General features: G+C 68.4%; 22 protein-coding genes. 9 read left to right on the forward strand and 13 right to left on the reverse strand.

What is annotated here, in order from left to right; genetic code table 11:
* Positions 1 to 7 precede the first annotated feature (7 nt).
* Both trpE and AC07NI_RS05910 read right to left on the reverse strand, forming a co-directional pair.
* Positions 8 to 1,543, reverse strand: a complete 1,536-nt coding sequence (trpE, locus tag AC07NI_RS05905; RefSeq protein WP_494616765.1) for an anthranilate synthase component I — start codon at positions 1,541 to 1,543, stop codon at positions 8 to 10.
* Entirely contained in the window at positions 1,543 to 3,504 is a 1,962-nt protein-coding gene (locus tag AC07NI_RS05910; protein WP_494616766.1) for a peptidylprolyl isomerase, read from the reverse strand. Before AC07NI_RS05910 ends, trpE begins: the two co-directional genes overlap by 1 nt.
* A gap of 137 nt (positions 3,505 to 3,641) precedes the next feature.
* On the opposite strand from AC07NI_RS05910, the gene tpiA reads away from it, so the two are divergent.
* Together tpiA and aspS are read left to right on the forward strand one after the other, a co-directional pair.
* Positions 3,642 to 4,403 (forward strand): triose-phosphate isomerase, encoded by a 762-nt coding sequence (gene tpiA / locus AC07NI_RS05915; RefSeq protein WP_494616767.1) that lies wholly within the window; start codon positions 3,642 to 3,644, stop codon positions 4,401 to 4,403.
* A gap of 90 nt (positions 4,404 to 4,493) precedes the next feature.
* A complete protein-coding gene (gene aspS / locus AC07NI_RS05920) occupies positions 4,494 to 6,332 on the forward strand; it encodes an aspartate--tRNA ligase (protein ID WP_494616768.1) in 1,839 nt (612 codons plus the stop codon).
* A 76-nt stretch (positions 6,333 to 6,408) separates the two neighbouring features.
* On the opposite strand, the gene AC07NI_RS05925 is transcribed toward aspS, so the two are convergent.
* The 3 genes from AC07NI_RS05925 to AC07NI_RS05935 form a co-directional block, all read right to left on the reverse strand.
* Positions 6,409 to 7,290, reverse strand: a complete 882-nt coding sequence (locus AC07NI_RS05925) for a pentapeptide repeat-containing protein (RefSeq protein WP_494616769.1) — start codon at positions 7,288 to 7,290, stop codon at positions 6,409 to 6,411.
* A 95-nt stretch (positions 7,291 to 7,385) separates the two neighbouring features.
* Positions 7,386 to 7,877: a pentapeptide repeat-containing protein gene (locus AC07NI_RS05930; protein WP_494616770.1), complete on the reverse strand. Its 492-nt coding sequence runs from the start codon at positions 7,875 to 7,877 to the stop codon at positions 7,386 to 7,388.
* Between the two features lie 71 nt (positions 7,878 to 7,948).
* Positions 7,949 to 10,663, reverse strand: a complete 2,715-nt coding sequence (locus AC07NI_RS05935) for a TSCPD domain-containing protein (protein ID WP_494616771.1) — start codon at positions 10,661 to 10,663, stop codon at positions 7,949 to 7,951.
* 278 nt (positions 10,664 to 10,941) lie between these two features.
* On the opposite strand from AC07NI_RS05935, the gene AC07NI_RS05940 reads away from it, so the two are divergent.
* Both AC07NI_RS05940 and AC07NI_RS05945 read left to right on the forward strand, forming a co-directional pair.
* The gene (locus AC07NI_RS05940; protein WP_494616772.1) at positions 10,942 to 11,337 is read left to right on the forward strand and encodes an NADH:ubiquinone oxidoreductase subunit NDUFA12; all 396 of its coding nucleotides are present in this window, start codon (positions 10,942 to 10,944) and stop codon (positions 11,335 to 11,337) included.
* Between the two features lie 5 nt (positions 11,338 to 11,342).
* On the forward strand, positions 11,343 to 12,011 hold the full coding sequence (locus tag AC07NI_RS05945) for a DUF2155 domain-containing protein (RefSeq protein WP_494616773.1): 669 nt from the start codon (positions 11,343 to 11,345) through the stop codon (positions 12,009 to 12,011).
* On the opposite strand, the gene aat is transcribed toward AC07NI_RS05945, so the two are convergent.
* From aat to aroQ, 4 genes are read right to left on the reverse strand one after another with little or no spacing between them, the layout of a single operon-like run.
* A complete protein-coding gene (gene aat, locus AC07NI_RS05950; RefSeq protein ID WP_494616774.1) occupies positions 11,948 to 12,601 on the reverse strand; it encodes a leucyl/phenylalanyl-tRNA--protein transferase in 654 nt (217 codons plus the stop codon). The genes AC07NI_RS05945 and aat overlap by 64 nt on opposite strands.
* Before the next feature lie 14 nt (positions 12,602 to 12,615).
* Positions 12,616 to 13,962, reverse strand: coding sequence for an acetyl-CoA carboxylase biotin carboxylase subunit (gene accC, locus AC07NI_RS05955; RefSeq protein ID WP_494616775.1), 1,347 nt, complete (start codon positions 13,960 to 13,962; stop codon positions 12,616 to 12,618).
* Between the two features lie 5 nt (positions 13,963 to 13,967).
* Complete coding sequence (gene accB, locus AC07NI_RS05960) at positions 13,968 to 14,480, reverse strand: acetyl-CoA carboxylase biotin carboxyl carrier protein (RefSeq protein ID WP_494616776.1); 513 nt, start codon at positions 14,478 to 14,480, stop codon at positions 13,968 to 13,970.
* A 60-nt stretch (positions 14,481 to 14,540) separates the two neighbouring features.
* Positions 14,541 to 14,981, reverse strand: coding sequence for a type II 3-dehydroquinate dehydratase (gene aroQ / locus AC07NI_RS05965; RefSeq protein WP_494616777.1), 441 nt, complete (start codon positions 14,979 to 14,981; stop codon positions 14,541 to 14,543).
* A gap of 79 nt (positions 14,982 to 15,060) precedes the next feature.
* Between aroQ and thiS the strand changes: the two genes are divergently transcribed.
* Both thiS and AC07NI_RS05975 read left to right on the forward strand, forming a co-directional pair.
* Entirely contained in the window at positions 15,061 to 15,261 is a 201-nt protein-coding gene (gene thiS, locus AC07NI_RS05970; RefSeq protein WP_494616778.1) for a sulfur carrier protein ThiS, read from the forward strand.
* 45 nt (positions 15,262 to 15,306) lie between these two features.
* The gene (locus AC07NI_RS05975) at positions 15,307 to 16,116 is read left to right on the forward strand and encodes a thiazole synthase (RefSeq protein WP_199743536.1); all 810 of its coding nucleotides are present in this window, start codon (positions 15,307 to 15,309) and stop codon (positions 16,114 to 16,116) included.
* A gap of 51 nt (positions 16,117 to 16,167) precedes the next feature.
* On the opposite strand, the gene AC07NI_RS05980 is transcribed toward AC07NI_RS05975, so the two are convergent.
* The 4 genes from AC07NI_RS05980 to AC07NI_RS05995 form a co-directional block, all read right to left on the reverse strand.
* Positions 16,168 to 16,908: a DsbA family protein gene (locus tag AC07NI_RS05980; RefSeq protein WP_494616779.1), complete on the reverse strand. Its 741-nt coding sequence runs from the start codon at positions 16,906 to 16,908 to the stop codon at positions 16,168 to 16,170.
* 24 nt (positions 16,909 to 16,932) lie between these two features.
* Positions 16,933 to 18,339 (reverse strand): M48 family metalloprotease, encoded by a 1,407-nt coding sequence (locus AC07NI_RS05985; protein WP_494616780.1) that lies wholly within the window; start codon positions 18,337 to 18,339, stop codon positions 16,933 to 16,935.
* A gap of 142 nt (positions 18,340 to 18,481) precedes the next feature.
* Positions 18,482 to 21,223: an Rne/Rng family ribonuclease gene (locus AC07NI_RS05990; RefSeq protein ID WP_494616781.1), complete on the reverse strand. Its 2,742-nt coding sequence runs from the start codon at positions 21,221 to 21,223 to the stop codon at positions 18,482 to 18,484.
* Positions 21,147 to 21,365, reverse strand: a complete 219-nt coding sequence (locus AC07NI_RS05995) for a hypothetical protein (RefSeq protein ID WP_494616782.1) — start codon at positions 21,363 to 21,365, stop codon at positions 21,147 to 21,149. The genes AC07NI_RS05990 and AC07NI_RS05995 overlap by 77 nt, the downstream gene beginning before the upstream one ends.
* A 473-nt stretch (positions 21,366 to 21,838) precedes the next feature.
* On the opposite strand from AC07NI_RS05995, the gene AC07NI_RS06000 reads away from it, so the two are divergent.
* The 3 genes from AC07NI_RS06000 (at position 21,839) to prfB (ending at position 26,753) form a co-directional block, all read left to right on the forward strand.
* Positions 21,839 to 23,035 carry an N-acetylmuramoyl-L-alanine amidase family protein gene (locus tag AC07NI_RS06000; RefSeq protein WP_494616783.1) on the forward strand — a complete coding sequence of 399 codons (1,197 nt, stop codon included), beginning with the start codon at positions 21,839 to 21,841 and terminating at the stop codon, positions 23,033 to 23,035.
* Between the two features lie 160 nt (positions 23,036 to 23,195).
* On the forward strand, positions 23,196 to 25,562 hold the full coding sequence (locus AC07NI_RS06005; RefSeq protein ID WP_494616784.1) for a penicillin-binding protein 1A: 2,367 nt from the start codon (positions 23,196 to 23,198) through the stop codon (positions 25,560 to 25,562).
* Positions 25,563 to 25,630: 68 nt separating this feature from the next.
* Positions 25,631 to 26,753, forward strand: a protein-coding gene (gene prfB / locus AC07NI_RS06010; protein ID WP_494616785.1) for a peptide chain release factor 2 whose coding sequence is annotated in 2 segments (ribosomal slippage) — positions 25,631 to 25,699 and positions 25,701 to 26,753 — 1,122 coding nt in all. Because the reading frame shifts where the segments join, the coding sequence is not laid out codon by codon here.

Consider the following 26,753-nt stretch of genomic DNA (forward strand, 5'->3'; position numbering starts at 1 on the left):
CTAAGGCTCAGCTGAATCGCCAGGCTTCCTCGGCCGCGCGCTTGAGGGCGCGGGACTTGTGCAGGGTCTCGTCGTATTCGGCGTCGGGATCGCTGTCGGCGACGATGCCGCCGCCGGCCTGGACGTACATCATGCCGTCCTTGACCAGCGCCGTGCGCAGCACGATGCAGGTGTCGACCGAGCCGTCGGCGCCGAAATAGCCGACCGCGCCGGCGTAGCCGATGCCGCGCTTCTCGACTTCCAGCTCGTCGATGATCTCCATGGCCCGCACCTTGGGCGCGCCTGACAGCGTGCCGGCGGGCAGGGCGGCCATCAGCACGTCGACCGGGTCGACGCCGTCGGGCGCGGTGCCCTCGACGTTCGAGACGATGTGCATCACGTGGCTGTAGCGCTCGATCTTGAAGCTCTCGGTCACGCGGACGTTCGGGCCCTTGGGACGCTCGGCCGGGGCGTTGCGGCCCTGGTGGTTGAGCATGGCCACGCGACCGACGTCGTTGCGGCCCAGGTCCAGCAGCATCAGGTGCTCGGCGCGCTCCTTGGGATCGGCCAGCAGCTCGGCTTCCAGCGCCGCGTCCTGCTCGGGCGTCGCGCCGCGCGGACGGGTGCCGGCGATCGGCCGGATGGTGATCTTGTTGTCGCGCAGGCGGACCAGGATCTCGGGGCTGGAACCCACCAGGTTGAAGCCGTCCAGGTTCAGGAAGAACAGGAACGGCGACGGGTTGGTCCGGCGCAGCGAGCGGTACAACGCGAACGGCGGCAGGTCGAACGGCGCGCGGAAGCGGTGGCTGGCCACGACCTGGAAGATATCGCCGGCGGCGATGTACTCCTTGGCCTTGGCGACCACGTCAGCGTAGTCGGCGCGGCTGACCGGCGTCGTGAACTCCATCGGATCACGGGCGGGACGCGGCGCGTCGTGGCCCAGCGGCCGGTGCAGGTCGGCCATCACCGCCTCGATCCGCGCGCGGGCGGCGTCGTGAGCCTGCTTGGCCGAAACCCCTGCCTGCGGGCGCACGGCCGTGGTCAGGATGATCTCCTGGGCGATGGCGTCGAAGATCGCCACGATCTGCGGGCGGGTCATGATCCCGTCCGGCAGGCCCAGCTTGTCCTCGTTGATGTCGGGCAGGCGCTCGACCAGGCGGACCAGATCGTAACCCAGGGCCCCGAAGACGCCGGCGGCCATGGGCGGCAGGCCCTTGGGCAGCTCCATGCGCGAACGGGCGACCAGGTCGCGCAGGCTATCCAGCGCGCCGCCCGGCTGGGGCGTGTAGCGGCCGGCGGCGATGTCGTCGCCTTCCGCGATCTCGGCCTGGTCGCCGCGGCAGCGCCACACCAGGTCCGGGTTCATGGTCACGATCGAGTAGCGACCGCGCCAGGCCCCGCCTTCGACGCTCTCGAACAGGAAGCTGTACGGACGCGCCTGGGCGATCTTCAGATAGGCCGAGACCGGGGTCTCGAGATCATCGATCAGGCGGGTCCAGACGACCTGTTGCCGTCCGGAATCATAGGCTTCCGAGAAGGCGTCGAACGCGGGCTCCAGACTCATTACTCGGCTTTCTTTCCGGCCTTGGCGGCGTCGGCCTTGGCCAGGGCCTCAGTGTCGACGCCGATGGCCTGGCGGGCCAGGGTCAGGTTGCTCTTGGTCTTCAGCTGGGCCTTGGCGGCGCCGCGGGCGGCCTCGCCGAGGTCACGCATCAGGCCGTCACCGGCCTGGGCGCCGGCCATGGCCGCGATCTGGGCGATGGCGGCGGTCGGAGCCGGGCGGATGGCTTCCAGCTTGGCGACGACATAGGCCTCGCCCTGCGGACCGGCGCGAGTGGCGAAGGCTTCGCCGTTCTTGGCCTGGAAGGCCGCGCCCAGGAACTCTCGGCCCAGACCCATGTGCTGCTGGGCGTTCTGGCGCGACAGACCCGGAACCTTCTGGACCTTGGACTGCACCGAGGCGGCAACGGCGTCGATCGACTCGCCCTTCTTGACGCGGGCGACCAGCTCATCGGCCTTGGCCTTCAGGCGCTTGGTCAGCTCCTGGCCCATCCAGACGGCGGTCAGCTGCGGCTTGATCTCGGCCAGCGGCGGCATCGAGGCCGGCACGACCTTCTCGACCTTCACGGCGTAGTATTCGCCCTTGCCCAGCTCGATCAGGTCGCTTTCGCCGCCTTGCGACAGGCCGAAGGCGGTCTTGACGATGTCCGGTGTCAGGCCGGCGACCGGCTGGCCGGTCTGGTCCGTGCCTTGGGCCGTCAGGGGAGCGGTCGTCAGCACCAGGGCGCCGGCCTTGCTGGCCGCGGCGACCAGGTCAGCGCCGCCGTCATGGGCGTCCTGATAGGTCTGGGTCTGGTCGTAGGCCTTGGTCTGGGCGGCCTGGGCGCGGACTTCCGCTTCGATCTGCGGACGGACGCTGTCCAGCGTGGCGGTCGAGCCGGCGGTGATCTTGGCGACCTTGACGACCGAGACGCCCAGCTCGCCCGTGATCGGGCCGCTGACCTGGCCGGCGGCCAGCGCGAAGGCGGCGTCGGCGACCTTGCGGTCCGGGATGGCGGTCTTGGGCTTGTCGGCCAGGACCAGCGGGGTCTTTCCGAACGCCTTGGCGACGACGGCAGGGTCTTCACCCTTGGCCAGGCGCTGCGAGATCGTGGCGGCGGCCTTGGCGTCCGGGGCGACGATCTGGATGAGGGTGCGGGTCTCCGGCTTGGCCAGGCTGTCCTTGCGGAAGTCGTAGGCCTTCTGCACGGCGGCCTGGTCGACGGCGACGGTCGGCTCCAGGGCCTTGGCGCTGACGCGCATGATCGACAGGACGCGGGTTTCCGGACGCGTCAGACGGTCGGCGTTCTCCTTCATGAAGGCGGTCAGCTGGGCGTCGGTCGGCGGGGCCGGACGCTCGACCGAGGCCGGGTTCACGGCGAAGGCGGCGACGTCGCGGGCTTCCAGGATGTAGCCGCCTTGCAGCGCGCCGTAGATGCGCGGGGCCTTCAGGCCGCCGGCGACGGCCGAGAAGAAGTGAGCGTTGGCGATCTCGTCGCGCAGCGAGGACTCGTAGGTCGCCGGCGTCAGGTTGTTCTGGGCCAGGAGGGCCGCATAGGCCTGCTGGTCGAACTTGCCGGTGATCGGGTTGAACGGACGCTGGGTGGGCGGCAGCTGGCTCATCTGCTCGTGGACGATGTCGCCGACCAGCTTGTCCGACGGCTTCACGCCCATCTTGCTGATGGCGGCGGCCATCGATTCCTGCAGGGTCAGCTCGGCGACGATCTGGCGATCGATGCCGCGCTCGACCGCCAGGTCGGGCGTCAGGGCTTCACCGCCGCGCTGCTCCATCGCCTTGCGATAGTTGTCGAAGCGCACCTTGAAGTCCTGGGCGGACACCGAGCGCGAGCCGGCGCTGATCACGCCCGAGCCTTGCGGGCCCTTGAAGACGTCGCTGATGCCGAAGATGGCGAAGCTGACGATCAGCAGGCCAAACAGCAGCACCGCGAACGGCGATTTGGCGAAGGAGCGGAAACCGGCGAGCATGCGTTCGAAAACCTTCCAGTCGGGTCGGCGACGCGCTCGCGCACCGACCAAGAGCAGCGGGTATAGTAGAGCCGTGGGCGCGTGGGCAAGCACGCGGGCTTGACTTCCCAGGCGAGCGTGACGCCAAGAAGGCGTCCATGACCCTTTCCAGCACGACTCCCCGGCCGCTGATCGCCGGAAATTGGAAGATGAACGGCCTGAGCGCCGCTCTCGACGAGGCCCGCGCCGTCGCCGCCGGCCTGGACGGCCAGCCGGCCGCCGCCCGCGTCGCCATCTTCCCGCCCGCCACCCTGCTCCACCGCCTGGCCGAAACGGTGGAGGGCTCGTTCGTCCTCGCCGGCGGCCAGGACTGCCACGGCAAGGCCAGCGGCGCCCATACCGGCGACACCTCGGCCGCGATGATCGCCGACGCCGGCGGGACGATGGTGATCCTCGGTCACTCCGAGCGCCGCACCGACCATGGCGAGACCTGCCAGCTGGTGGCCGGCAAGGTCGAGGCCGCCCTTGCCGCGGACCTGGAGCCCATTATCTGCGTCGGCGAGAGCCTGGAGCAGCGCGAAGCCGGCGAGGCCGTGGCCTTCGTCGTCGGCCAGTTGCACAATTCCCTACCGTCCAGCCTGGCCGGCAAGGCCTTCAACGTCGCCTACGAGCCCATCTGGGCCATCGGCACCGGCCACGTGGCCTCGATCGACAACATCGTCGAGATGCACGCGGCCATCCGCGCCGAGCTGATCGCCCTGTTCGGCGAGCAGGGCAGGGTGGTGCCGATCCTCTATGGCGGCTCGGTCAAGCCCGACAACGCCCACGAGATCCTGGCCGCGCCCGACGTCGGCGGGGCCCTGGTCGGCGGCGCGTCGCTGAAGGCCAAGGACTTCCTGGCCATCATCGCGGCGGCGTGAGGGGCTACAAAAGCCCCCAGAATCCTTGACATCCGGGCGCCCACGTGCGCCTTACCGCGCCTTGCAAATCACCGCGTATTCAAGACTTTCATGACCTCCATGCACGCCTATCGCACCCACAACTGCGGCGCCCTGCGCGCCTCCGACACCGGTTCCTCGGTGCGCCTGTCGGGCTGGATCCATCGCAAGCGCGACCACGGCGGCCTGGTCTTCATCGACCTGCGCGACCACCACGGCCTGACGCAGTTGGTCCTGCACCCGGAGACCCCGGGCTTCGCGATCGTCGAGCGTCTGCGCGCCGAGAGCGTGATCAAGATCGATGGCGAGGTCGTCGCCCGTGACGCCAGCGTCGTGAACGCCAACCTGCCGACCGGCGAGATCGAGATCCGCGTCTCGGCCGTCGAGGTGCTGTCGGAAGCCGCCGAGCTGCCGCTGCCGGTCTTCGGCGAGCCGGACTATCCGGAAGAGATTCGCCTCAAGCACCGCTATCTCGACCTGCGTCGCGAGACGCTGCACAAGAACATCGTCCTGCGCTCGCGCGTGATCCAGTCGATCCGCAACCGCATGTTCGCGCAGGGCTTTAACGAGTTCCAGACGCCGATCCTGACGGCCAGCTCGCCGGAAGGCGCGCGCGACTTCCTGGTGCCCTCGCGTCTGCACCCCGAGAAGTTCTACGCCCTGCCGCAGGCGCCCCAGCAGTTCAAGCAACTGCTGATGGTCTCGGGTTTCGACCGCTACTTCCAGATCGCCCCGTGCTTCCGCGACGAGGACCTGCGCGCCGACCGTTCGCTGGAATTCTACCAGCTCGACGTCGAGATGAGCTTCGTCACCCAGGAAGACGTGTTCGCGGCCATCGAGCCGGTGATGCACGGCGTGTTCGAAGAGTTCTCAAGCGGCAAGCCGGTCTCGCCGATCAGCGGCACGCACACCTTCACCAACGACCTGGGTGAATCGTTCGAGCACCAAGGCTTCGAGCGCCTGACCTATATGCAGTCGATGGCCTGGTACGGCAGCGACAAGCCGGACCTGCGCAACCCGATCAAGATGCAGAACGTCTCGGAGCACTTCCGTGACGGGGGCTTTGGCCTCTTCGCCAAGATCCTGGGCGCGGACGCCAAGAACCAGATCTGGGCGATCCCGGCTCCGACCGGCGGCAGCCGCGCCTTCTGCGACCGCATGAACAGCTGGGCGCAGGGCGAAGGCCAGCCGGGCCTGGGCTACGTGTTCTGGTCGGAAGACCAGGGCGGCTGGGGCGGCCCGATCGCCAAGAACCTGGGCGAGCCGACCCAGGCGCTGATGGAATCGCTGGGCCTGGGCCAAGGCGACGCCGCCTTCTTCGTGGCCGGCGACCCGGCCGTGTTCGCCAAGTTCGCGGGTTTGGCCCGCACCCGCGTCGGCGCCGAGCTGAAGCTGGTCGATGAGAACCAGTTCAAGTTCTGCTGGATCGTCGACTTCCCGATGTTCGAGTGGAACGAGGACGAGAAGAAGGTCGATTTCTCGCACAACCCGTTCTCGATGCCGCAAGGCGGTCTGGAGGCCCTGGAGACCCAGGACCCGCTGACCATCCGCGCCTATCAGTACGACATCGTCTGCAACGGCTACGAGCTGTGCTCGGGCGCGATCCGGAACCACAAGCCCGAGATCATGCTCAAGGCCTTCGCCACCGCCGGCTATGGCCCGGAAGTGGTCGAGGAGCAGTTCGGCGGCATGCTGAACGCTTTCCGCTATGGCGCCCCGCCGCACGGTGGTCTGGCTCCCGGCATCGACCGCATCGTGATGCTGCTGGCCGACCAGGTCGCCATCCGCGAAGTCATCGCCTTCCCGCTGAACCAGCAGGGCCAGGACCTGCTGATGAACGCGCCGGCCAACGTGCTCGACAAGCAGCTCAAGGAGCTTCACATCCGCACCGCGCCGCCGATCAAGGTGTAGGGGCGAAAGCCTGGAAACAAAGAAGCCCTCCGGTCTCGCGATCGGAGGGCTTTTTCTTGGTCGGTCTAGGAGCCGACTACCACTTCTTCGGCGGCGCCGGAGGGGCAGGGGGCGCGGGCGGGGCGGGCGGCGCCGTCGGGGGCTTGGGCATGTCGCGCAGCAGCATGATGCGCGTGCCCTTGAGGCCGTTGCACGAACGGATCGAGAGGCCCGCCGGCAGGCGGACAGAGTCGCCGCACGCCTCGTCCAGCTGGTCCTGGTCCAGGCCCCGGGCGCCGGTCAGGTCGGCGCCACTGAGGAAGGCGCCGCTGAGGTCGGCGTTGCGGAAGTCCGCGCCGTTGAACGTCGCGCCGCGCAGGGTGGAACCCGTCAGTTCGGCATTGCGGAAGCTGGCGCCGTCGAAGCGGCCGCCCTGCAGGTTGGCGTGGTTGATCTCGGCGTTCGAGAAGTCGGCGTCCTTGGCGTAGACGCTCTGCAGGTTGGCGCCGGTCAGCTCGACATTGGCCAGCTTGGCGCGCTGCAGGTTGGCGTTGGGCATCTGCACGCCATTCAGCTCGGCCGAGGACAGGTCGACGCGGACCAGGGTGGCCGACTGGAAGTTGGCGCCGCTGCTCTCGATGCCGGACATGCGGGCGTCGGTGAAGTTGGCGCTGGCGAAGTTGGCGCCGCGCATCTCGGCGCCGCGCAGGTCGGCCCGGCTGAGGTCGGACGACTGGAAATTGCTGCCGTAGAACATCGCGCCGCGCAGGTCGGCGCCGATCAGGATGGCCTTGGCGAAGTTGGCGCCCATGAACTTGGCGTTCATCAGCTTGCGGCCGGCCAGGTCGCAGTTGGCGCACATCCCGCCGAAGGAGGTCAGCTTGGCGACATCCTTGTCTTCGGTCGAAGCGTGAGCCTGGCCGGTGATGGCCAGCAGGCTCAGCGTCAAGGCGGCGATGGAAACGCCCAAGCGGGACATCGACTTCTCCGTTCCAGTCCATACGCGACTGTGTGAGTTACGGTTTGAACCGGCCCTCGGGTAGAAGCCACTTAAATTGCGGTAATGACGGGGATTTAACGGCAAAGCGGGATGCGCAGGCCCCGCGGCAGATAGGTCGAACCGTCGCCGCAGGCCTGGTCCAGTTGGTGCTGGTTGAGGCCGATCGCACGATCCATCTCGGCCCCCGAGAAGTTGGCGCCCGATAGTTTGGCTCCGGAGAAATTTGCACCCTGCAGGTAGGCGCCGACGAAGCTGGAATTGGTCAGGTCGGCCTTGGCGAAGCTGGCGCCGGTCAGCACCGCGCCATAGGCGTTGACGTCACGCAGGTCGCCGCCGGTGAAGCGGGTGCGGTTCATGATCGCCGTCGAGAAGTCGGCTTGGCGCAGGCGCGCGCCGGCCAGGTTCTTGTTCTTCAGCTCCAGGTTCGACAGGTCGGCCTGGAAGAGGTTGCAGTGGGGGCAGCTGGCGCCGTTGCGAACGGCCGAGATCTGGCCGGCGTTCTGGGCGCTGGCGGGGACGGCGCAAACCAGGACGGCGAGAGCCGAAAGAAGGGCGATCGGTTTCATTCTGGCGCAGGTCCTACGCGAAAGGGTCTTGTTCACCCTGCCGCAGCAAGCTTAACGCCAGCCGAACGCGCCTACGACGAAGCCATGGGCCCGGGGCGGTCCGACTGGGCCCCGCAGGTGTCGCAGACCGTCATGCCGCCCCGCTTGGTCAGCGAGAGGTCACCGCAGGCCGGACACATTTCGCCTTCCGCGCCCGGACGATCCTGGCCCTCCACGCGGCGACGGCCGAACGAGGCGAACACCAGGTTGTCGTGCGAGGCGCCGCGCGAAAAGCCCTTGGAAATGAACAGGCTGGCCGGAACGGGCTCGGGCTCGACGTCGTCGATCTCGAGGTTCTTGCCGGAGCCCAGGCCATCGGCGTTGAACTCGCCGGGATCGCCATTGGCCAGGTCATCGCGGCCCAGATACGACACGCCCAACTCGCGGAAGACGTAGTCTAGGATCGAGGTCGCCGACTTGATCGAGTCGTTGCCGGTGACCGGGCCCGCCGGCTCGAACTTGGTGTAGACGAAGGCGTCGACGAACTCGTGCAGCGGCACGCCGTGCTGCAGGCCCAGCGACACGGCGATGGCGAAATTGTTCATCAGGCTGCGGAAGGCCGCGCCTTCCTTGTGCATGTCGATGAAGAGCTCACCCAGCTCGCCGTCCTCGTACTCGCCGGTGTGCAGATAGACCTTGTGGCCGCCGACGGCCGCCTTCTGGATGTAGCCCTTGCGGCGGTCGGGCAGGCGGCGGCGCGAGCGGTCGCGCTCGACGATCTTCTCGACCACGCGCTCGGTGACGACGGGCTCACGAGCCGGCGTGGCCGCGCGCGGCGCCTCGGCGGCCTCCTCGGGCAGATCGAGCTTGAAGTCGATCGGCGCGGCGGCGCGTTGCAGGCGCAGGGCCCGGACGCCCGAGCGGGCGGCGGCGGCCTGGGCGCGGACGGCGTCGGCCGGGCGGCTGTCGAAGGCCACCGGGATGGCGACCGGGGTCGGCAGGCAGGCGAAGGCCTCGACGGCGGCCAGCATGGCCAGGCGGTCAGCGAAGGCCGGGGCCTCGACCGATTTGAAGGCCTCGCGCAGTTCCGGGTTCAGGGCGTCGCAGTCGCCCAGCGATCCCGCGCCCAAGGCGTGGCGCTCGGCGGCGGCGATCTCGGTCGGCGAGAAGTCGGCGAAGGCCAGGGTATCGAAGTCGCGGCGGGCCACGTCCTCGGCCGAGGCGCCCAGCACGTCGCGCAGGAAGCCTGCGCCGATCACCGCCGGGGCGAAGGCGGCGCGCAGGCCCTGGTTCTCCCGCAGCGCCTGCTCGGCCTTCTCGATCTCGTGGGCGGTGAAGCCGCGTGCCTGCAGCATGGCGTGGTCGATCGCCGGGCTCTCCATCAGCGAGCCGTGACCCAGGGCGTGGCGGCGGGCGGCGTCCAGGTCGACGCCCTCGCTGGACAGGGCCTCGAAGGCCGCCGCGCTGAAGGTCGGCAGCAGGAAGCCGTCGGCGGTCTGGGCCACCGACACCGGCGACATCGCGCCGGCCGGGCCGATCGGGGCGCCGCCGAGGCGCAAGGTCGCTTCCGGATCCTCGAACGGTCCGACCAGAGCGGCCGAGCGCAGGCCGTGCTTGCGCGCCAGGGCGTGGGCGGTGGCGAGCGAGGCGGCGGCCTCGGTGGCCAGGGCCGAGCGCAGAGCGGCGGCGCGGACGCGGCGTTCGGCCAGGGTCTTGAGCACGCCCTGCTTGTCCTGGGCGAAGATCGCGTCCGGACCCAGCGCGGCGGCGGCCTCGGCGCTGGCCGACAGGGCCGCGCCGACGGCGAGAGCCCACAGGACGGCGGCGCCGTCACGGCCCTCGATGCTGGTCTGGGCCCAGCCTTGGCTGAGCAGGCAGTCGCCGACGCCGGCCAGGCTCAGGCGGGCCGGGCGCTCGCCGCGCTCCAGCTCCAGAGCCGTGCCCCACAGATGGCAGACATAGGTGAAGCGCTCGACGTCGAAGCCGTCGACGTCGAGGAAGGCGCTGGCGTCAATCGCCGCGCTGACGCCCACGCCGCGCGCCAGGATCTCGGCGTCGGTCGGCGACAGGGCCAGGGTGAGGGCGCTGGTTTCCCAGCCGACCTGTGCGGCGAAGGCGGCGGCGTCGTTGCCGGCGGCCACGTCCTGACGCGAGGCCGACGTGACCATGGCCAGGTCGCGCTCGGCAGACGGCTCAACCAGCGGCGCGCGCTGGGCGTCGGCCGTGGCGATGGCGTCGAGGATGGTGCGGTCGTCGGCGCCCAGCTCGCGGGCCTTGCGGGCGGCGCGGGCCAGGGCCGGGTTCTTGCGGACGTCGCCACAGGCGCGCGGATCGCCCGAGCAGCGGCGGACGGCGTCGGCCACCTGGGCTAGGGCGGCGTCGAGGCGCGCGGCGGCCTGGGAGGCGAGGGCGCGGCTGCGGCGGCGGCCCAGGCTGTTCTTGACGATGCTCTGGAATTCGAACTCGGCGATCTCGGGCAGCAGCTCCAGGCCGCCTTGGCCGCCCGCCGGCGTGGCGATGCCGCTCAGCATGGTGGCAAGCAGGGCGTCCTTGAAGGCGCTGGCGTCGGCCTTGTCGCCGAACAGGCCGCGCGTCAGGCCCGCCTTGGCCACACGCTCGGCATAGCGGGCCGGACCACCGCCCAGTGCGGCCTTGGGCTCGATCTCGCCGGCCCAGTCCAGCCAAGCCTCGACACGGGCGTCGCTCCAGGCGCTGGGAGCCGAGACCACGACGATCTCGTCCGCGCGCTCGAGGTCGCGCCACTCCATCGCGGGAACACTTCCGGCGGCTTTGGCAGGGGTGCGCATGGGCGAGTTCCGGATCTGGTCGGCCAGTCTGATATCTTACCAAATTCCTAACGGCTGATTCCGTGCCGCCGGGATGCGCGTAAGGTCGCACCTCAAGTTAGAACCTCGATCGCCGAGCCTCAATAGATGTTGCGGGTCTAAGGGCTCTAATCCACAAGATGTTGAAGTTGCGACCCGCCGAGCGGCGCTGGACGCTGAGGGCGCGAAACCCTATAGTCCGGCCGCTTCGCCGTGCGTGTCGCGGCGCGCAAAGCCTTATGAAATCGGGTGCGAACGTAGTGCTGAAAGCGATCTTCACGTGGTGGAACGGCGCGACCCTGGGTCAGCGCTTCCATATCGGCCGCCGCGGCGTGCTGGTGGGCAAGGACGATTACGGCAACACCTATTTCGAAGCCCGCGACAACAGCGACAGCTATGACGCCCGCAAGCGCCGCTGGGTGATCTACAGCGGCTACGCCGAAGCCTCCAAGGTCCCGCCGGACTGGAGCGGCTGGCTGCACTACACCTTCGACGAGGTCCCGACCCAGACCCCGCTGAACCGTCGCGACTGGGAGAAGGATCACATCCCGAACCTGACCGGCACCGTCCACGCCTGGCGTCCCAAGGGCGCTCTGAGCCGTGGCGGCGAGCGCGCGGCCGCGACCAGCGACTACGAAGCCTGGAAGCCGGAATAGTTCCGATGGCCCGCCGGGCGTTCCTGGTCGCCACTGTCGCGGTCCTGTCCGGTCTGACCGTGACGGGCGCCGCGCTGGCGCGCCAGAACAGCGCCCCGCAGGCCCAGACCCCGCCAGCGGCCGCCCAGGCCCCGGTCGCGTCGGCTCCGCGTCCCGTGGCGCCCGCGCCGGCTCCGAGCGAACTACGTCCGGCCCAGCCGACGACGGTCTCGCCCGCGATCGCCAATCCCAATCCGCCAGCCTCGCCCGCGCCGACCGCCCAGACCGCGCCGCCCAAGCCGGCGGCGACGGTTCCGGTCAAGCCGCCCGAGCCGGCCAAGCGCCTGCGCTACCAGATCGCCATCATCCAGGCCCTGGACAAGGTCACGACCGAGACCATGCGGTTCGAGGTCCCGATCGGCCAGCCGATCCGCTACAAGACCCTGATCTTCACCGTCCGCGCCTGCGAGACGGCGGCCTCGGACGAGGTGGCCCCGGAGACGGCGGCCTATGTCGTGGTCGACACCCAGCCCAAGGCCCAGGCCGGTCGCGCCGCGCCGCCGGGACGTCAGGTCTACAAGGGTTGGATGTACGCCAGCTCGCCGGGCCTGAACCCGCTGCAGCATCCGGTCTATGACGCCTGGCTGATCGCCTGCAAGCAGTCGATCCCGGTCGCGCCGCCCGCCAAGCCGTAGAAGTCGCCCTGCACGGTCAGGGCCTTGGCCAGCCGGCGGCGATAGTCCGCGCGGCTGATCTCGATCGTCCCGAACTGCGTCAGGTGCTCGGTCAGGAACTGGGTGTCCAGCAGCTGGTAGCCGCCGGCCAGCATTCGCGCGACCAGGTGCACCAGCGCCACCTTGCTGGCGTCCCGCGCGGTCGAGAACATGCTCTCGCCGAAGAACGCCCCGCCCAGCGACACGCCATAGAGGCCGCCGACCATCTCGTCGCCCAGCCAGGTCTCGACGCAGTGGGCCAGGCCTCGCGCGTAGAGCTGGCCGTAGAGGCGTTGGATGGGGTGATTGATCCAGGTCTCGACCCGGCCGGGGCGTGGCGCCGCGCAGGCCTCGACGACCGCGTCGAAGGCGGTGTCGATCCGGATCTCGTACGGCCCGTTGCGGACCGTGCGCGCCAGGCGCTTGGGGACGTGGAAGTCCCCGAGCGGCAGGACGCCCCGCCGCTCGGGATCGATCAGGAAGAGGCTTTCGTCCTCGCGGGCGTCGGCCATGGGGAAGACGCCACGCGCGTAGCAGGCGATCAGGTCGTCGACCGTGAAGGCGTCTTCCATGTTGCAGCCTGGACTTAGGCTTCCTGGGCTTTGATCCAGCGTTCCAGCCAGTGGATGTCGTAGTCGCCGGCCAGGATGTCGGGCTGCACCAGGAGGTCCTGGAACAGCGGGATCGTGGTTTCGATACCGCCGACCACCATCTCGCCCAGGCAGCGCTTCAGGCGAGCGATGCACTCGGCGCGGTCGCGGCCGTGCACGATCAGCTTGCCGATCAGGCTGTCGTAATAGGGCGGGATCGCATAGCCGGTGTAGATCGCCGAATCCAGGCGAACGCCCAGGCCGCCAGGGGCATGGAAGTCCGTGATGGTGCCGGGCGAAGGCGTGAAGGTTCGCGCGTTCTCCGCATTGATCCGGCACTCGATGGCGTGGCCCTCGAAGACGACGTCTTCCTGGGTGAACGACAGCGGCAAACCAGCGGCGATGCGGATCTGTTCCCGCACCAGGTCGATGCCGGTGATGGCTTCGGTGACCGGGTGCTCGACCTGCAGGCGGGTGTTCATCTCGATGAAGAAGAACTCGCCGTTCTCCCACAGGAACTCGATGGTGCCGACGCCGAGGTAGCCGATGGCCTTGACGGCATCGACGACGATCTTGCCGATCTTGGCGCGGTCGGCCGCGCCCAGGGCGGGCGAGGGGGCTTCTTCTAGCACCTTCTGGTGACGGCGCTGCAGCGAGCAGTCGCGTTCGCCCAGGTGGACCACGTTGCCGTGGCTGTCGGCGATGACCTGCAGCTCGATGTGACGCGGCTTCTGGAGGTAGCGCTCCATATAGACCGTGTCGTCGCCGAACGCGGCGCGGGCCTCGGCGCGGGCCGTCGAGACGGCTTCGGCCAGGTCTTCACGCGTCTGGGCGACCTTCATACCGCGACCGCCGCCGCCGGAAGCGGCCTTGATCAGCACGGGGAAGCCGATCTTGTCGGCGGCCTCGAAGGCCTCTTCCTCGGTCGAGACGCCGCCGTCCGAGCCGGGGACGACCGGGATGCCGGCGTCCTTCACGGCCTGCTTGGCGGTGATCTTGTCGCCCATCATCCGGATGTGCTCGGGCTTCGGGCCGATGAAGGTGAAGCCGTGCGCGCCGACGATCTCGGCGAAGCGGGCGTTCTCCGACAGGAAGCCGTAGCCCGGGTGGATGCCCTGGGCGCCGGTGATCTCGGCCGCCGCGATGATCGACGGGATGTTCAGGTAGCTCTTGGCGGCCGGAGCCGGGCCGATGCAGACGCTCTCGTCCGCCAGGCGCACCCACATGGAATTACGGTCGGCCTCGGAGTGGACCGCCACGGTGGCGATGCCCATTTCCTTGCAGGCGCGGTGAACCCGCAGGGCAATCTCGCCCCGGTTCGCGATCAGGATCTTGTCGAACATGATCGTTACTCGATGACGACGAGCGGCTCGCCGAACTCGACGGGCTGGGCGTCGGCGACCAGGATCTCGACGACCTTGCCGGCCTTCGGAGCCGAGATCGGGTTCATGGTCTTCATGGCTTCGACGATCAGCAGGGTCTGACCGGCCGAGACCGTGTCGCCAACCTTGATGAAGGCGTCGGCGCCCGGCTGGGGCGACAGATAGACGGTGCCGACCATCGGCGACTTCACGGCGTCGCCACGGGCGGCGGCCGGGGCCGGAGCGGCTTCAGCGGCGGGCGCGGCGGCGACCGGGGCCGGAGCGGCGGCAGGCGCTGGGGCGTAGGCCGGGGCGGCGGCCTGGACGTAGTTGACCGGCGCGGCGTGCAGTTCGCGGGCGACGCGGATCTTCAGACCGGCGTGCTCGACTTCGATCTCGGACAGGCCCGTGTCCTTCAGGATGTCCGCCAGCTTGCGGACCAGACGGGCGTCGATGGCCGGAGCTTCGACCGGATCGGCGGGGGCCTTGGGGTTCGACATGGAAGCTTACCTTGTTCTTGAAACGCCCTGGCGAGCGGAAAACGCCGGGCGATGTTCTTGTTAAACGCGGATCAGGCCGAAAGCGGCCTCGAGCGCCAATTCATAACTCGCTGCGCCGAAGCCGGAGACGATCCCGGTGGCGGCCAGCGAAACGAAGGTGTGGCGGCGGAATTCCTCCCGCGCCGCAGGGTTGGACAGATGGCACTCGATCACCGGGATGCTCAAGGCCTTGAGCGCATCCAGAAGCGCGATCGAGGTGTGGCCGTAGCCGGCCGGATTGATAATGAGCGCCGAGGCCGACTCACGCGCCTCGTGCACCCAATCGATCAGCACACCCTCATGGTTGGACTGGCGGAAGACCACCGAAACGCCACGCGTAGCCGCCCGCGCCTCACAGCGCGCACGGACATCGTCGAGCGTGTCCTTGCCATAAATCTCGGGCTCGCGGGTCCCCAACAGGTTGAGGTTGGGCCCGCTCAGCACGTGGATCGGTTTTACCATGCGGCTCCGCCGTCGATTCCGGGAGGTCTTGTATAGCCGGTTCCGCCGGGTCACAAGCACGGCTCGCTTCGGAGGTGAGATGAGGCTTTTGCTGAACGGGGAAGAGCGGGACGTGGCCGGCGTCGTCACGATCGCCGATCTGGTGGGCGCCCTGGGCCTGGACGCCCGCAAGGTGGCGGTCGAGCGCAACCTCGAGATCGCGCCGCGCTCGACCTATGCCGACACGGCGCTGGCCGACGGCGACCGCATCGAGATCGTCACTTTCATCGGCGGCGGTTGATCATCCGCATTTGAAACGGCGGCTTCCGGGGCGTAAACCGACCCCATGAACGCGCACGTTTCCCCCGACTCCGTTTCGGCTGACACCGAAGAAACCTGGACCGTCGCCGGCCGCACCTTCCGCTCGCGCCTGATCGTCGGCACGGGCAAGTACAAGGATTATGCGACCAACGCCGCCGCCGCCCGCGCGGCCGGGGCCGAGATCGTCACCGTGGCTGTGCGCCGGGTGAACCTGACCGATCCGACTCAGCCGCTGCTCGTCGACTACGTCAAGCCGAGCGAATTCACCTATCTGCCCAATACGGCGGGCTGCTTCACCGGCGAGGACGCCGTGCGCACCCTGCGCCTGGCCCGCGAGGCCGGCGGCTGGGACCTGGTCAAGCTGGAGGTCCTCAGCGACCCCAAGACGCTGTTCCCGGACATGGAAGAGACTCTGCGCTCGCTGAAGCTGCTGGTCGCCGATGGTTTCCAGGTCATGGTCTACTGCTCGGACGACCCGGTCTACGCCCGCAAGCTGGAAGAAGCCGGCGCCGTGGCGATCATGCCGCTGGGCGCGCCGATCGGTTCGGGCCTGGGCATCCAGAACCGCGTCAACCTGCGGATCATCGTCGAGAACGCCAAGGTCCCGGTCCTGGTCGACGCCGGCGTCGGCACGGCCTCGGACGCGGCGATCGGCATGGAACTGGGTTGCGACGCCATCCTGATGAACACCGCCATCGCCGAGGCCAAGGATCCGATCCGCATGGCCAAGGCCATGAAGCATGCGGTCATCGCTGGGCGTGAGGCCTATCTGGCGGGGCGGATGCAGAAGCGGCTGTATGCGGACCCGAGCTCGCCGCTGGCGGGGCTGATCTAGGATCAACCCCGCTTGGGTCCCCGCTTTCGCGGGGATGAGCGGTATAGGGCCTCAGCCCGCCTTCGCCTTGCTCGCCCGCGTCTGGTCGATCGCCAGCTTCAGCGCGTTGATGTCCGCGCCGGGCACCAGGGTGTCGCCGACGATGAAGGCGGGCGTGCCCGTGAGGGCCAGGGTCTTGGCCAGGGTGTCGGTGTCGGCCAGGTGCTGGGTGACGGCTTCGCTCTCGCCGGCGGCCTTGGCCTTGGTCAGGTCAATGCCCAGACCGGCCGCGATACGCAGGGCGGCGGCGGCGTCTAGGGCGTTTTCGGCCATCAGCGCCTTGTAGAGCTCAAGGCTCTTGCCCTGGTCCTTGGCGCCCAGGGCGATGCGGGCGGCGGCTTCGCTATCGTGGCCGAAGATCACGAAGTCCTTCAGCACCAGACGCACGTCGGGGTTCTTCTGGACCAGGTCGACGATCTCGGGCGCGGCGTGACGGCAGTAGCCGCAGCGATAGTCAAAGAACTCGGTGACGGTGATCGAGCCGTTCGGATTGATGACGATGTCGCGCGGGTCGCGCTCGATGGCCTGGCGGTACTGGCCAATGGCCTTCTGGGCCGAAGCGGCCTGCTGCGAGGCCTGCTTCTCCTGCAGCTTCTGGCTGGCCTCCATCAGCACCTCCGGGTGCTCCAGAAGATAGGCGCGGACCTTCTCGCCGAAGGCCTTGTCGGGCTTGGCGGGGCCGCAGCCGGCGAGGACCATGCCGGTGACGGCCAGGGGAAGGGCGAGGGTCGCGGCGCGACGGAGCAGGGTCATACAGATCTCGAAAGTGGGTAAGGGTTAGTGCTGGACGACGCTGTCCTTGGCCAGGTCCTTCAGGTCCTGGTTCGTCGGGCGGGAGGCCAGGATGATGTCGGTGGCGCGGCGCCAGTCGGGGGTGTTCTTGGTCAGGAGCTCCCGGGCCCGCATGGCGAAGACCTTGGCTTCGCGCACGGCGCCTAGCGAATAGTACTGTTCGGCCGTGGCCAGACGGGCCTCGCCGTCTTTCTTCTGGGTGTCGTAGGCCTGGGCCAGCAGGCGCCAGGTGACGGCGTTCTCAGGGTCGTTCAGCAGGCTGCGCTTCAGCTCCTGGACGCCTTCCTCGATCTTCTTGGGATCGTTCAGGCTGATCAGGGTCTGGCCCAGATTGATGCGCAACAGGGCCGCGTCGGGCTTCAACTGCACCGACTTGCGCTGCGGCTCCTCGGCCAGGGCCACGCGGTTGAATTCGAACAGGATCTGGCCCTTCAGCTCCCACAGATAGGGATTGTCGGGGTGTTCGGTGATCATCGGCTCCAGCAGAGCGAGGGCCCGGTCCGGATCCTTCATCTGGTAGTAAGCGATGGCCCGGGCGTAGCGCGCCGGGAAGCCGGTGTCGGTTTCCTTGTACTTCATCAAGGCGACCTGTGGGTTCAGGAAACCCTCCAGCTTGGCCTTCATGACCTCGTGCTGGGCCAGGTCCTCGGGCGTGTCGACGGCGCTGTAGTGTGGCTGACGCTCGACGCGGCTGCGCAGCACCTCGATCCGTTCGGACGACAGGGGGTGGCTGCGGAAATAGGCGAAGCGGCGGGCCTGATCGAAGACTTCCTGGTAGCGGAAGTTGTCGAAGAACTCGACGAGACCGCGGCCCGACTGGCCAGTGGCTTCCAGGAAACCAGCTCCGGCCTGGTCGGCGCGCGATTCCTGCTCACGGCTGTAGCCCAGAGCGCCCAGGGCGCCGGCATATTGCGCGTTGCCTAGCAGCATGGCCGCGCCGTCGGCCGAGCCGGCCAGGGCCGCCAGGACGCCCAGGCCCATGGTCAGGATCATCGGCTTGAGGCCGGCCTTCATCATCTCGTCGGAGCGAATCGGGTGGCCACCGGCCAAGTGCCCGGTTTCGTGGGCGATGACGCCGCGCAGCTGGTTGGGATTCTCGGTCTGCAGGATCAGGCCGGTGTTGAGGCCCATCTGCAGGCCCTGGGTCGCGAAGGCGTTCAGCGACCGATCGCCGACGATCAGGATGCGGACGTTGCGCGCATCGAGTCCGGCGGCGTTGAAGATCGGGTCGGCGTCGTGATGAAGGATTTCCTCGATCTCGGTGTCCCGGATCAGGGAGGGGCCGCCGTCGTCCTGGGCCAAGGCGACCTGGGGAACGCTGGAGGCGAGCACGGCCAGCGCGGACAGAGCCACGCCGAGTCGCTTTCCAACACGCCCGCTACGCGAGGTCATCGATTGATCTCCAGATCGCGCCCCCGCGAACCACGACCAGTCTAACTTGGAACGTGAAGGCGAGGGAACAAGGGTCTCGCATCGGCTCCACAACGATTTCGGCCCGCGTGTCTTTCGACACGCGGGCCGTCATCAGGTCAGCCTACCGGCGCCACCAGCCCTTGCGGGGCTTTTCGGGCGGGGTGGTGATCTCGTTCGGGTCCGGCTCGGCCGGAGCGGCCGGGGCCTCTTCGGCGACGAGCTCGGGAACCGGGGCCGGTTCGGGCGCGGCTTGGACGACCGGTTCCGGAGCCGCTTCGACCACTGGTTCCGGCGGGACGATGGCGACGCTCTCGGTCACGGCTTCGGCGACAGCCTCGACGGCGGCTTCCGGCGCCGCTTCCGCGGTCTCTTCAGCAGCAGCCTTCTTGCCGCGCGAGCGGACGCGCTTGGGCTTCTTCGGCGCTTCCTCGGCCTCGGGCAGTTCGACCCAGACGTCGGCCGGCGGCGCCAGGATCACCGGCGGGGCCAGGATCGGGGCTTCGAACGGCTCGGCCGGTTCGGCGGGGCTCACGGCCTCGACGACGGCGCTCGCCTCGGCGACCACGGGCTCGTCACGACGGCGACCACGGTCGCGACCGCGACGGCCGCGTTCGCGGGCCGGGCGTTCCTCGCGCTCGGGGCGCTCGGCGCGTTCCGGACGCTCGACGCTCTCTTCACGTTCGGCGCGGGCTTCCGGCGCCGGGCGGCGCGGTTCGCTGTTGCCGCCGACCAGAGCGGCCGGGTCGTGCCAGGTGAAGACGTTCTCGCCGAACGGGACGCGCGGACGGATCCAGACGAAGGCGTCGGTCGGGCGATCGCCGTCCTCGCGACCACCACGACGGCCGCCGCGACGGCCGCGACGGCGACGACGGCGGCTGCCGTCATCGTCATCGCCGAACTCGGCGCGGTCGTCGGCGTCGCCTTCGACCTCGTCTTCGTCGCTCTCGGCTTCGGCCGGAGCCTCGCCCTCGGTCTCGCGCTCGTCGCGACGACCACGGCCACGGCCGCGATCACGACGGCCACGACGGCCCTTGCGGTCGCCGCGATCGTCGTCGCGGGCCTGCTTGCGGGTCGAGGCCTCGTCGTCGTCGGTGTCCTCGCGCTCGACGTCTTCCTCGTCCTCGTCGTCGAGGATCTCTTCGTCTTCTTCTTCGTCCTCGAACGCCGACGGATCGAAGTCGTCATCTTCCTCGACGTACGGGGCCGGGGCGACGGCGATGCGGTCGCCCAGCTCGGTGCGCTCGATCTCCTGGTCGCCGGCGTGCAGGCTGTCGTCGACCATGACGGTGACGTGCAGGCCGTGGGTCTGCTGCAGGCGCTGCAGATAGGCGCGCTTTTCGTTGAGGATATAGAGGCCGACCGAACGCGAGACCTTCAGGATCACGGCGCCGGAGCCCTTCAGGGCCTCGACCTCGACCGCGCGCAGGGCGGCCAGGGCGCTGGACTCGACCGAGCGGACGCGGCCGGTGCCTTCGCAGTGTTCGCAGACGTGGGTCGTGCCTTCCAGGACGCCGGTGCGGCGACGCTGACGGCTGATCTCCATCAGGCCGAAGCCCGAGATCTTGCCCATCTGGATGCGGGCGCGGTCGTCCTTGAGAGCGTCCTTCAGGACCTTCTCGACCGTGCGGTTGTTCTTGCCTTCATCCATGTCGATGAAGTCGATGACGATCAGGCCGGCCAGGTCGCGCAGGCGCAGCTGGCGAGCGGCTTCCTCGGCAGCCTCGACATTGGTCTTGAGGGCCGTGGCCTCAATGTTGCGCTCGCGCGTGGCCTTGCCCGAGTTGACGTCGATGGCGACCAGGGCCTCGGTCTGGTTGATCACCAGATAGCCGCCCGAACGCAGCGGCACGACCGGCGAGTAGATCTGGGCCAGATGGTCCTCGATCTTGTTCTTGACGAACAGCGGGGTCGGGTCGCGGTAGTTGAAGACCTTCTTGGCCTGGCTCGGCATCAGCATGCGCATGAAGTCGCGCGCTTCTTTATAGCCGGCGTCGCCCTCGACCCAGATGCCCTCCAGGTCCTTGTCGTACATGTCGCGGATGGCGCGTTTGACGAGGTCTTCTTCCTCGTAGATCAGCGCCGGGGCGACCGAGTGCAGCGTGTTCTCGCGGATGTTTTCCCACAGACGCAGCAGATATTCGTAGTCGCGCTTGACCTCGGCCTTGGTCCGCTTGGCGCCGGCCGTGCGAACGATCAGGCCCATGCCCTGCGGCACGTCCAGGCTGTTGACCACGCTCTTCAGGCGACGGCGGTCGGACACGGCCGTGATCTTGCGGCTGATGCCGCCGCCCCGGGCGGTGTTGGGCATCAGGACGCCGTAGCGGCCGGCAAGCGACAGGTAGGTGGTCAGGGCCGCGCCCTTGTTGCCACGCTCTTCCTTGACGACTTGGACCAGCATGATCTGCCGGCGGCGGATCACTTCCTGGATCTTGTACTTGCGCATCAGCCGGCGCTTGCGGCGCGCCAGCTCTTCTTCGACGTCATCATCGTCGTCGTCCACCGCGTGGCCGCCGTTGACGTCGTCCTCGTCGTCGCCGCCCGAGGCGCGACGCGAGACCGGGGTGTCGTCCTCGTCGTCGCCCGAGTCGTCGCGCATCAGCGCTTCGCGGTCGGCGACCGGGATCTGATAGTAGTCCGGGTGGATTTCGTTGAACGCCAGGAAACCGTGGCGGTTACCGCCGTATTCGATGAACGCAGCCTGGAGGCTGGGTTCAACGCGGGTCACCTTGGCGAGATAGATGTTCCCGCGGAGCTGTTTGCGGGTTTTGCTTTCGAAATCGAACTCTTCAACCCGGGTTCCGTCCACGACGACCACACGCGTCTCTTCGGCGTGTGCTGCGTCGATCAGCATCTTCTTCGACATTAAGGAAGTCTCCACGGCGCGCGGCGGGCGCGAGGCCCGGTCGCCGTTCTGAATGAAGGGCGCGCGCGTCGCCGACCGTCGCACCGTCACTGCGGTTGCGAAGGGTCAGGTGCCAAAGGCGGTCGGGTGCGGCGCAGCCCATTGGGGGTTTCGTTGTCCTCACCGCGCGAAGCGCGGACTGGATGGTTTTGCCTGCCGCGCCATTTGTGGCGCGGAGCGGGAAAGTTGTTCGAACCACAAGTGGCCCGAGGAGGTGTCAGTTGTCGCGCCGGATGGCGCGGATCGGATGGCGCGTCGTCGCCAGAAGGGCGTTAGAGCCCGACGCAAGCCCCGCGACCCGGCGTCTCGGTAGGCGTCTTGCCCGCCAGATCGGCCGTGTCTCGAAACACTATCTAGTCTGCCGTCTCCGCACCGGAAGAGGTTCAGGACCACTTTCGAGGCTGGGACGGCCCGCACGGAGTCGTGACGATCACGGCATTCGCACGCGGCGCGACTGTAGCCACATCAACGCACAAAAGAAAAGCTTTCGACGGACGATCTGGACTTAACCCTTTGGCTACCGCCGCTCAGCGATATTGACGTTCGGTTCACCAGTTTCGGACTACGCGGGCGGGGATGCGTAAGCTTCTTATCAGTTTGGCCCGCATGGGTTGGGTCAGGGCGGCCCTGATCGTCGGCGGTCTCACGACGGCCGGCCTCGCCGTGGCCACCGCCCAAGGCCCCGCCGCGCCCGCTGGCGTGCAGAAGGTCCGCTTCGGCGGCGACCGCAACGAAACGCGCGTGGTCATCGACCTGGATCGCGCCGCGGCCGGCAAGCTGATCTCCGACGGCATGAGCGACCAGCGCCTGGTCATGGCTTTGCCGAACGTCCTGGTGTCCGGCGATCTGCAAGGTTCGGGTCAAGGCCTGGTCAAGCGCTGGGTGATCGATGAGGCCGCCGGCGGCGCCCGTCTGCGTTTGGACCTAGTCGGCAAGGCCGAGGTCCGCCGCCGCTTCCTGCTGCCGCCCGGCGACGGCGCCAGCGCCTATCGCTATGTCATCGATCTGAAGGCCGTGGACAACGCGCCGCTGGTCAACGCCCCGCAGGCCCCGCGCCTGACCTTCGCCAGCGGCCCGGTCAAGGCCGCGCCGCTGCGCCTGAAGAAGGTCATCGTCATCGACGCCGGCCACGGCGGCAAGGATCCCGGCTCGCTGGGCGCCAATGTCTTCGAGAAGGACGTCACCCTGGCCGCCGCCAAGGCGCTGAAGGCGCGCCTGGAGCGCACCGGCCGGTTCCAGGTCGTGCTGACCCGCGAAACCGACACCTTCATTCCGCTGGAAGGCCGCGTGCAGATCGCCCGCCGCGCCGACGCCGATCTCTTTATCTCTCTGCACGCCGACTCGGGACCCGACGTCAGCACGCGTGGCGCGTCGGTCTACACCGTGTCGGACAAGGGCGCGGAGCGCGTCGGCCTGGTCCTCGACAAGGACGACTGGCTGATGAAGGCCAACATGCCGGGTCGTGACCGCGCGGTAAGCCAGATCCTGCTGGACCTGAGCCAGCGCGCCACCAAGAACCGCTCGGCCGCCTTCGCCCAATTGCTGCTGGCCAGCGTCGGCGAGGAGACCACGCTGCTGCGCCGCAGCCATCGCGACGCCGGCTTTATAGTCTTGCTGGCGCCGGACGTGCCGGCCGTGCTGCTGGAGATGGGCTTCATCACCAATCCGGAAGACGAAGCGTTCCTGACCACCAAGGCTAGCCGCAACCGCCTGGTCGACGCGGTCGGCGACTCGATCGAGGCCTATTTCTCGGCGGGTCTGCGCAAGTCCTAGGGGCAGCCGCTTCCCCTTTTCACCGCGTCACTCTAATCACAGGGATGATCGTTCGTGCTTCGCCTCGCGAGGTGCGACCGCAAAACCGCTTACGGTTCGGCGCCAAGCGATCTAGTGAAGGGTGTGTGGCAGGCGAGGGGGTCTGCCCGACGGAGGTCGCGTGGATCTGAAACCCACCGAACGATGGATGGCCATCGCGGGCGTGGCGGTGCTTTCGGCCATTGCGGTCGCGGGTTTCGCGATCGCGATCTACGCCGCCTGGCTGTTCCATGACATGCCCGACGCCGGTGAGCTGCAGGACTATCGTCCGCCGACCGCGACGCGCGTCTATGCCTGGGACGGCACGCTGATCGGCGAGTACTCCAAGGAGCGCCGGATCTTCATTCCCTACGACCAGATTCCGCCGCAGCTGGCCCAGGCCTTCCTGGCGGCCGAGGATCGCAACTTCTTCCAGCACGGCGGCGTCGATGTGTCGGGCCTGTCGCGGGCCATGCTGAAGAATGTCGGCAACGCCATCCGGGGCCGCCGCCTCGAAGGCGGCTCGACCATCACCCAGCAGGTGGCCAAGAACGTCCTGCTGACCAGCGACGCCACCGTCGGCCGCAAGTTCAAGGAAGCGATCCTGGCCCACCGCCTGGAGCAGTCGCTGACCAAGCAGCAGATCCTCGAGCTGTATCTGAACGAAATCTGGCTGGGCTATCGCTCGTTCGGCGTCGGCGCGGCCGCCTACAACTATTTCGGCAAGTCGCTGCCGGACCTGACCCTGGCCCAGTGCGCCTTCCTGGCCTCGCTGCCCAAGGGGCCGGACAACTACCACCCGATCCGCAACAAGGCGAAAGCCATGATCCGGCGCAACTGGGTGCTGGGCCAGATGGCCGAGCAGGGCTGGGTGTCCAAGGCCGAGGCCGAGAAGGCCCAGGCCGAGGACCTGGTCGTCCAGTCCGCGCCCAAGCGCGCCGCCTATCGCGACGCCGACTACTTCGTCGAGGAAGTGCGCCAGCGTGGCATGGCCACGCTGGGCCCGCGCCTGAACGAGGGCGGCTATTACATGCGCACGACCCTGGACCCGCGCCTGCAGACCGCTGGCCGCGAGGCCCTGATGGACGGCCTGGAAAAGTATGACCGCCGCCACGGCTGGCGCGGGGCCTGGGGCCATGTCGAATCCACCGACCTGACCTGGGAGAAGAGCGCCCTGGCCAAGGCCGCGCCGTCCGAGCGCGGCAAGTGGCGCCAGGCGCTGGTGGTCTCGAACGACGGCCGCGTCCGCCTCGTCAAGAACGAGGGCGAGGGCCAGATCGTCGGCGAGGACATCACCTGGGCCAAGAACGGCAAGGGCCTGAAGGCCGGCGACCTGGTGTTCGTCGAGAAGACCGACGCCGGCTATCGGCTGCGCCAGGTTCCGGCGGTCAACGGCGCCCTGGTGGCCATGGAGCCCTATACGGGCCGCATCGTGGCCCTGGTCGGCGGCTACAGCTTCTCGCTGTCGAACTTCAACCGCGCCACCCAGGCGATGCGCCAGCCGGGCTCGTCGTTCAAGCCGTTCGTCTACGCCACGGCCCTGGAGAACGGCTACACGCCCGCCAGCGTCGTCGTCGACAGCGCCATCACCTTCAAGGGCGCGAACGGCGAGGACTGGAGCCCGGAGAACTACCACAAGGAGTTCTACGGGGCTCAGCCGCTGCGCAAGGGCCTGGAGCAGTCGATCAACGCCATGACCGTGCGCCTGGCCCAGGGCGTCGGCATGAAGAAGATCGTCGACTTCGCCCAGCGCGCCGGCGTGGTCAAAAGCATGGACCCCGTCCTGGCCATGGCCTTGGGCGCGGGCGAGACGACGCCGTTCAAGCTGACCGCCGCCTATGCCGCTTTCGTCAATGGCGGTCGCCGCATCGATCCGCACCTGATCGAGCTGGTGCAGGACCGCGAAGGCAAGGTGATCTTCCGCGCCGACAAGCGTGACTGCGAGCGCTGCGACGCCGGCTTCAACGGTGACGAGAGCCCGCGTTTCGCCGCGCCGGGCGACCAGATCATGGATCCGGTCACCGCCTACCAGATCACCTCGATGCTGCAAGGCGTGGTCCAGCGCGGCACCGCCGCGGCCGTCAGCTCGCTGGGCCGTCCGCTGGCGGGCAAGACGGGCACCACCAACGAGTACCGCAGCGCCTGGTTCGTCGGCTATTCGCCCAACCTGGTGGTCGGCGTCTTCGTCGGCTTCGACGACAACCGCTCGCTGGGCGAGGGCGAGACGGGCGCCACCGACGCCGTGCCGGTGTTCATCGACTTCATGAAGGTGGCGCTGGATGGCCAGCCGGCCGTCGACTTCAAGCCGCCGAAGAACGCCAAGTTCGCCATGGTCCGCGGCATCCGCGAGGCCTTCCGTCCGGGCACTGAGCCCAAGGTGGAGGCCGCGCCGACGGGACCGATCCCGTACGAGCAGATTTCGCCCGGCCTGCCGCAGCCGGTCCAGCAAGCGCCTCAGCCGGGCAAGCCGCCGCCACAGAAGGTCGATCCTCTGAGCGGTCTCTACTAAGTCTCATTGCGCGGGAGAGCGACGCGCGTTATCTCCCGCGCCCTTCAACACTGTCACGGAGTAACGTGATGCGACCGGATGTCGAGGCCGCCGCGGCCGACATCGAGCAGTCCGTAGGACTGCTCAGGAGGCGTCTTTGACTGGGATGTCTCCCTCCGAAAGCTCGATGAGCTGAACGCCCGGGTCGAAGACCCGACCCTCTGGGACCGCCCGTCGGAAGCCCAGGCCGTCTCGCGCGAACGCGCCAACCTGGCCGCCAAGGTCGAGGCGGTGCAGTCGATCGAACGCGACGTCAAGGACGCGGTCGAATACGCCGAGCTGGCCGACATGGAAGGCGACGAGGAGTCGCTGAACGACGCCCGGGCCCAGCTGAAGGCCATCCAGGAACGCGCGGGTCGCGCCGAACTCGAGGCCCTGCTGTCCGGCGAGGCCGACGGCAATGACGCCTATATCGAGATCAACTCCGGTGCCGGTGGCACCGAGTCGTGCGACTGGGCCGGCATCCTGCTGCGCATGTACACCCGCTGGGCCAACGCCCACGGCATGACGACGGAGCTGGTTGAAGAGACCGACGGCGACCAGGCCGGCATCAAGTCCGCGACCTTGCTGGTCAAGGGCCAGAACGCCTATGGCTGGCTGAAGACCGAGGCCGGGGTGCACCGCCTGGTGCGCATCAGCCCCTATGACTCGAGCGCCCGTCGCCACACCTCGTTCGCTTCGGCCTGGGTCTATCCCGTGGTCGACGACACGATCGAGATCGAGATCAACCCGGCCGACGTGCGGACCGACACCTACCGCGCTTCCGGCGCCGGCGGTCAGCACATCAACAAGACCGACTCGGCCGTGCGCCTGACGCACATCCCGACCGGCATCGCGGTGGCGTGCCAGGCCGGCCGCTCGCAGCACCAGAACCGGGATGAAGCCTGGAAGATGCTGCGCGCGCGCCTCTACGAGGCCGAACTGCAGAAGCGCGAAGCCGCTCAGCAGGCGCTGGAAGACCAGAAGACCGACATCGGCTGGGGTCACCAGATCCGCAGCTACGTCCTGCAGCCCTACCAGATGGTCAAGGACCTGCGGACCAACGTCGAGACGTCCGACACCGCGGGCGTGCTGGACGGCGACCTCGACGCCTTCATGGGCGCATCGCTGGCCCAGCGCGTCGGCGCCACGCGCGGCGCGGTCGAAGGCTAA

Source organism: Caulobacter sp. GW821-FHT10E02 (genome assembly GCF_059415225.1).

Excerpts from the sequence above, each read along its gene's own strand:
- AC07NI_RS05945 (WP_494616773.1), top strand. The coding sequence starts at position 11,343 with ATGGCCCGCCGGGCGTTCCTGGTCGCCACTGTCGCGGTCCTGTCCGGT.
- AC07NI_RS05990 (WP_494616781.1), bottom strand. The coding sequence starts at position 21,223 with ATGTCGAAGAAGATGCTGATCGACGCAGCACACGCCGAAGAGACGCGT.
- tpiA (WP_494616767.1), top strand. The coding sequence starts at position 3,642 with ATGACCCTTTCCAGCACGACTCCCCGGCCGCTGATCGCCGGAAATTGG.
- AC07NI_RS05985 (WP_494616780.1), bottom strand. The coding sequence starts at position 18,339 with ATGACCTCGCGTAGCGGGCGTGTTGGAAAGCGACTCGGCGTGGCTCTG.
- aspS (WP_494616768.1), top strand. The coding sequence starts at position 4,494 with ATGACCTCCATGCACGCCTATCGCACCCACAACTGCGGCGCCCTGCGC.
- aat (WP_494616774.1), bottom strand. The coding sequence starts at position 12,601 with ATGGAAGACGCCTTCACGGTCGACGACCTGATCGCCTGCTACGCGCGT.
- accC (WP_494616775.1), bottom strand. The coding sequence starts at position 13,962 with ATGTTCGACAAGATCCTGATCGCGAACCGGGGCGAGATTGCCCTGCGG.
- AC07NI_RS05975 (WP_199743536.1), top strand. The coding sequence starts at position 15,307 with ATGAACGCGCACGTTTCCCCCGACTCCGTTTCGGCTGACACCGAAGAA.
- accB (WP_494616776.1), bottom strand. The coding sequence starts at position 14,480 with ATGTCGAACCCCAAGGCCCCCGCCGATCCGGTCGAAGCTCCGGCCATC.
- AC07NI_RS05930 (WP_494616770.1), bottom strand. The coding sequence starts at position 7,877 with ATGAAACCGATCGCCCTTCTTTCGGCTCTCGCCGTCCTGGTTTGCGCC.
- trpE (WP_494616765.1), bottom strand. The coding sequence starts at position 1,543 with ATGAGTCTGGAGCCCGCGTTCGACGCCTTCTCGGAAGCCTATGATTCC.
- AC07NI_RS05925 (WP_494616769.1), bottom strand. The coding sequence starts at position 7,290 with ATGTCCCGCTTGGGCGTTTCCATCGCCGCCTTGACGCTGAGCCTGCTG.
- AC07NI_RS05980 (WP_494616779.1), bottom strand. The coding sequence starts at position 16,908 with ATGACCCTGCTCCGTCGCGCCGCGACCCTCGCCCTTCCCCTGGCCGTC.
- AC07NI_RS05995 (WP_494616782.1), bottom strand. The coding sequence starts at position 21,365 with ATGGGCTGCGCCGCACCCGACCGCCTTTGGCACCTGACCCTTCGCAAC.
- AC07NI_RS05935 (WP_494616771.1), bottom strand. The coding sequence starts at position 10,663 with ATGCGCACCCCTGCCAAAGCCGCCGGAAGTGTTCCCGCGATGGAGTGG.
- AC07NI_RS06000 (WP_494616783.1), top strand. The coding sequence starts at position 21,839 with ATGCGTAAGCTTCTTATCAGTTTGGCCCGCATGGGTTGGGTCAGGGCG.
- thiS (WP_494616778.1), top strand. The coding sequence starts at position 15,061 with ATGAGGCTTTTGCTGAACGGGGAAGAGCGGGACGTGGCCGGCGTCGTC.
- AC07NI_RS05910 (WP_494616766.1), bottom strand. The coding sequence starts at position 3,504 with ATGCTCGCCGGTTTCCGCTCCTTCGCCAAATCGCCGTTCGCGGTGCTG.
- aroQ (WP_494616777.1), bottom strand. The coding sequence starts at position 14,981 with ATGGTAAAACCGATCCACGTGCTGAGCGGGCCCAACCTCAACCTGTTG.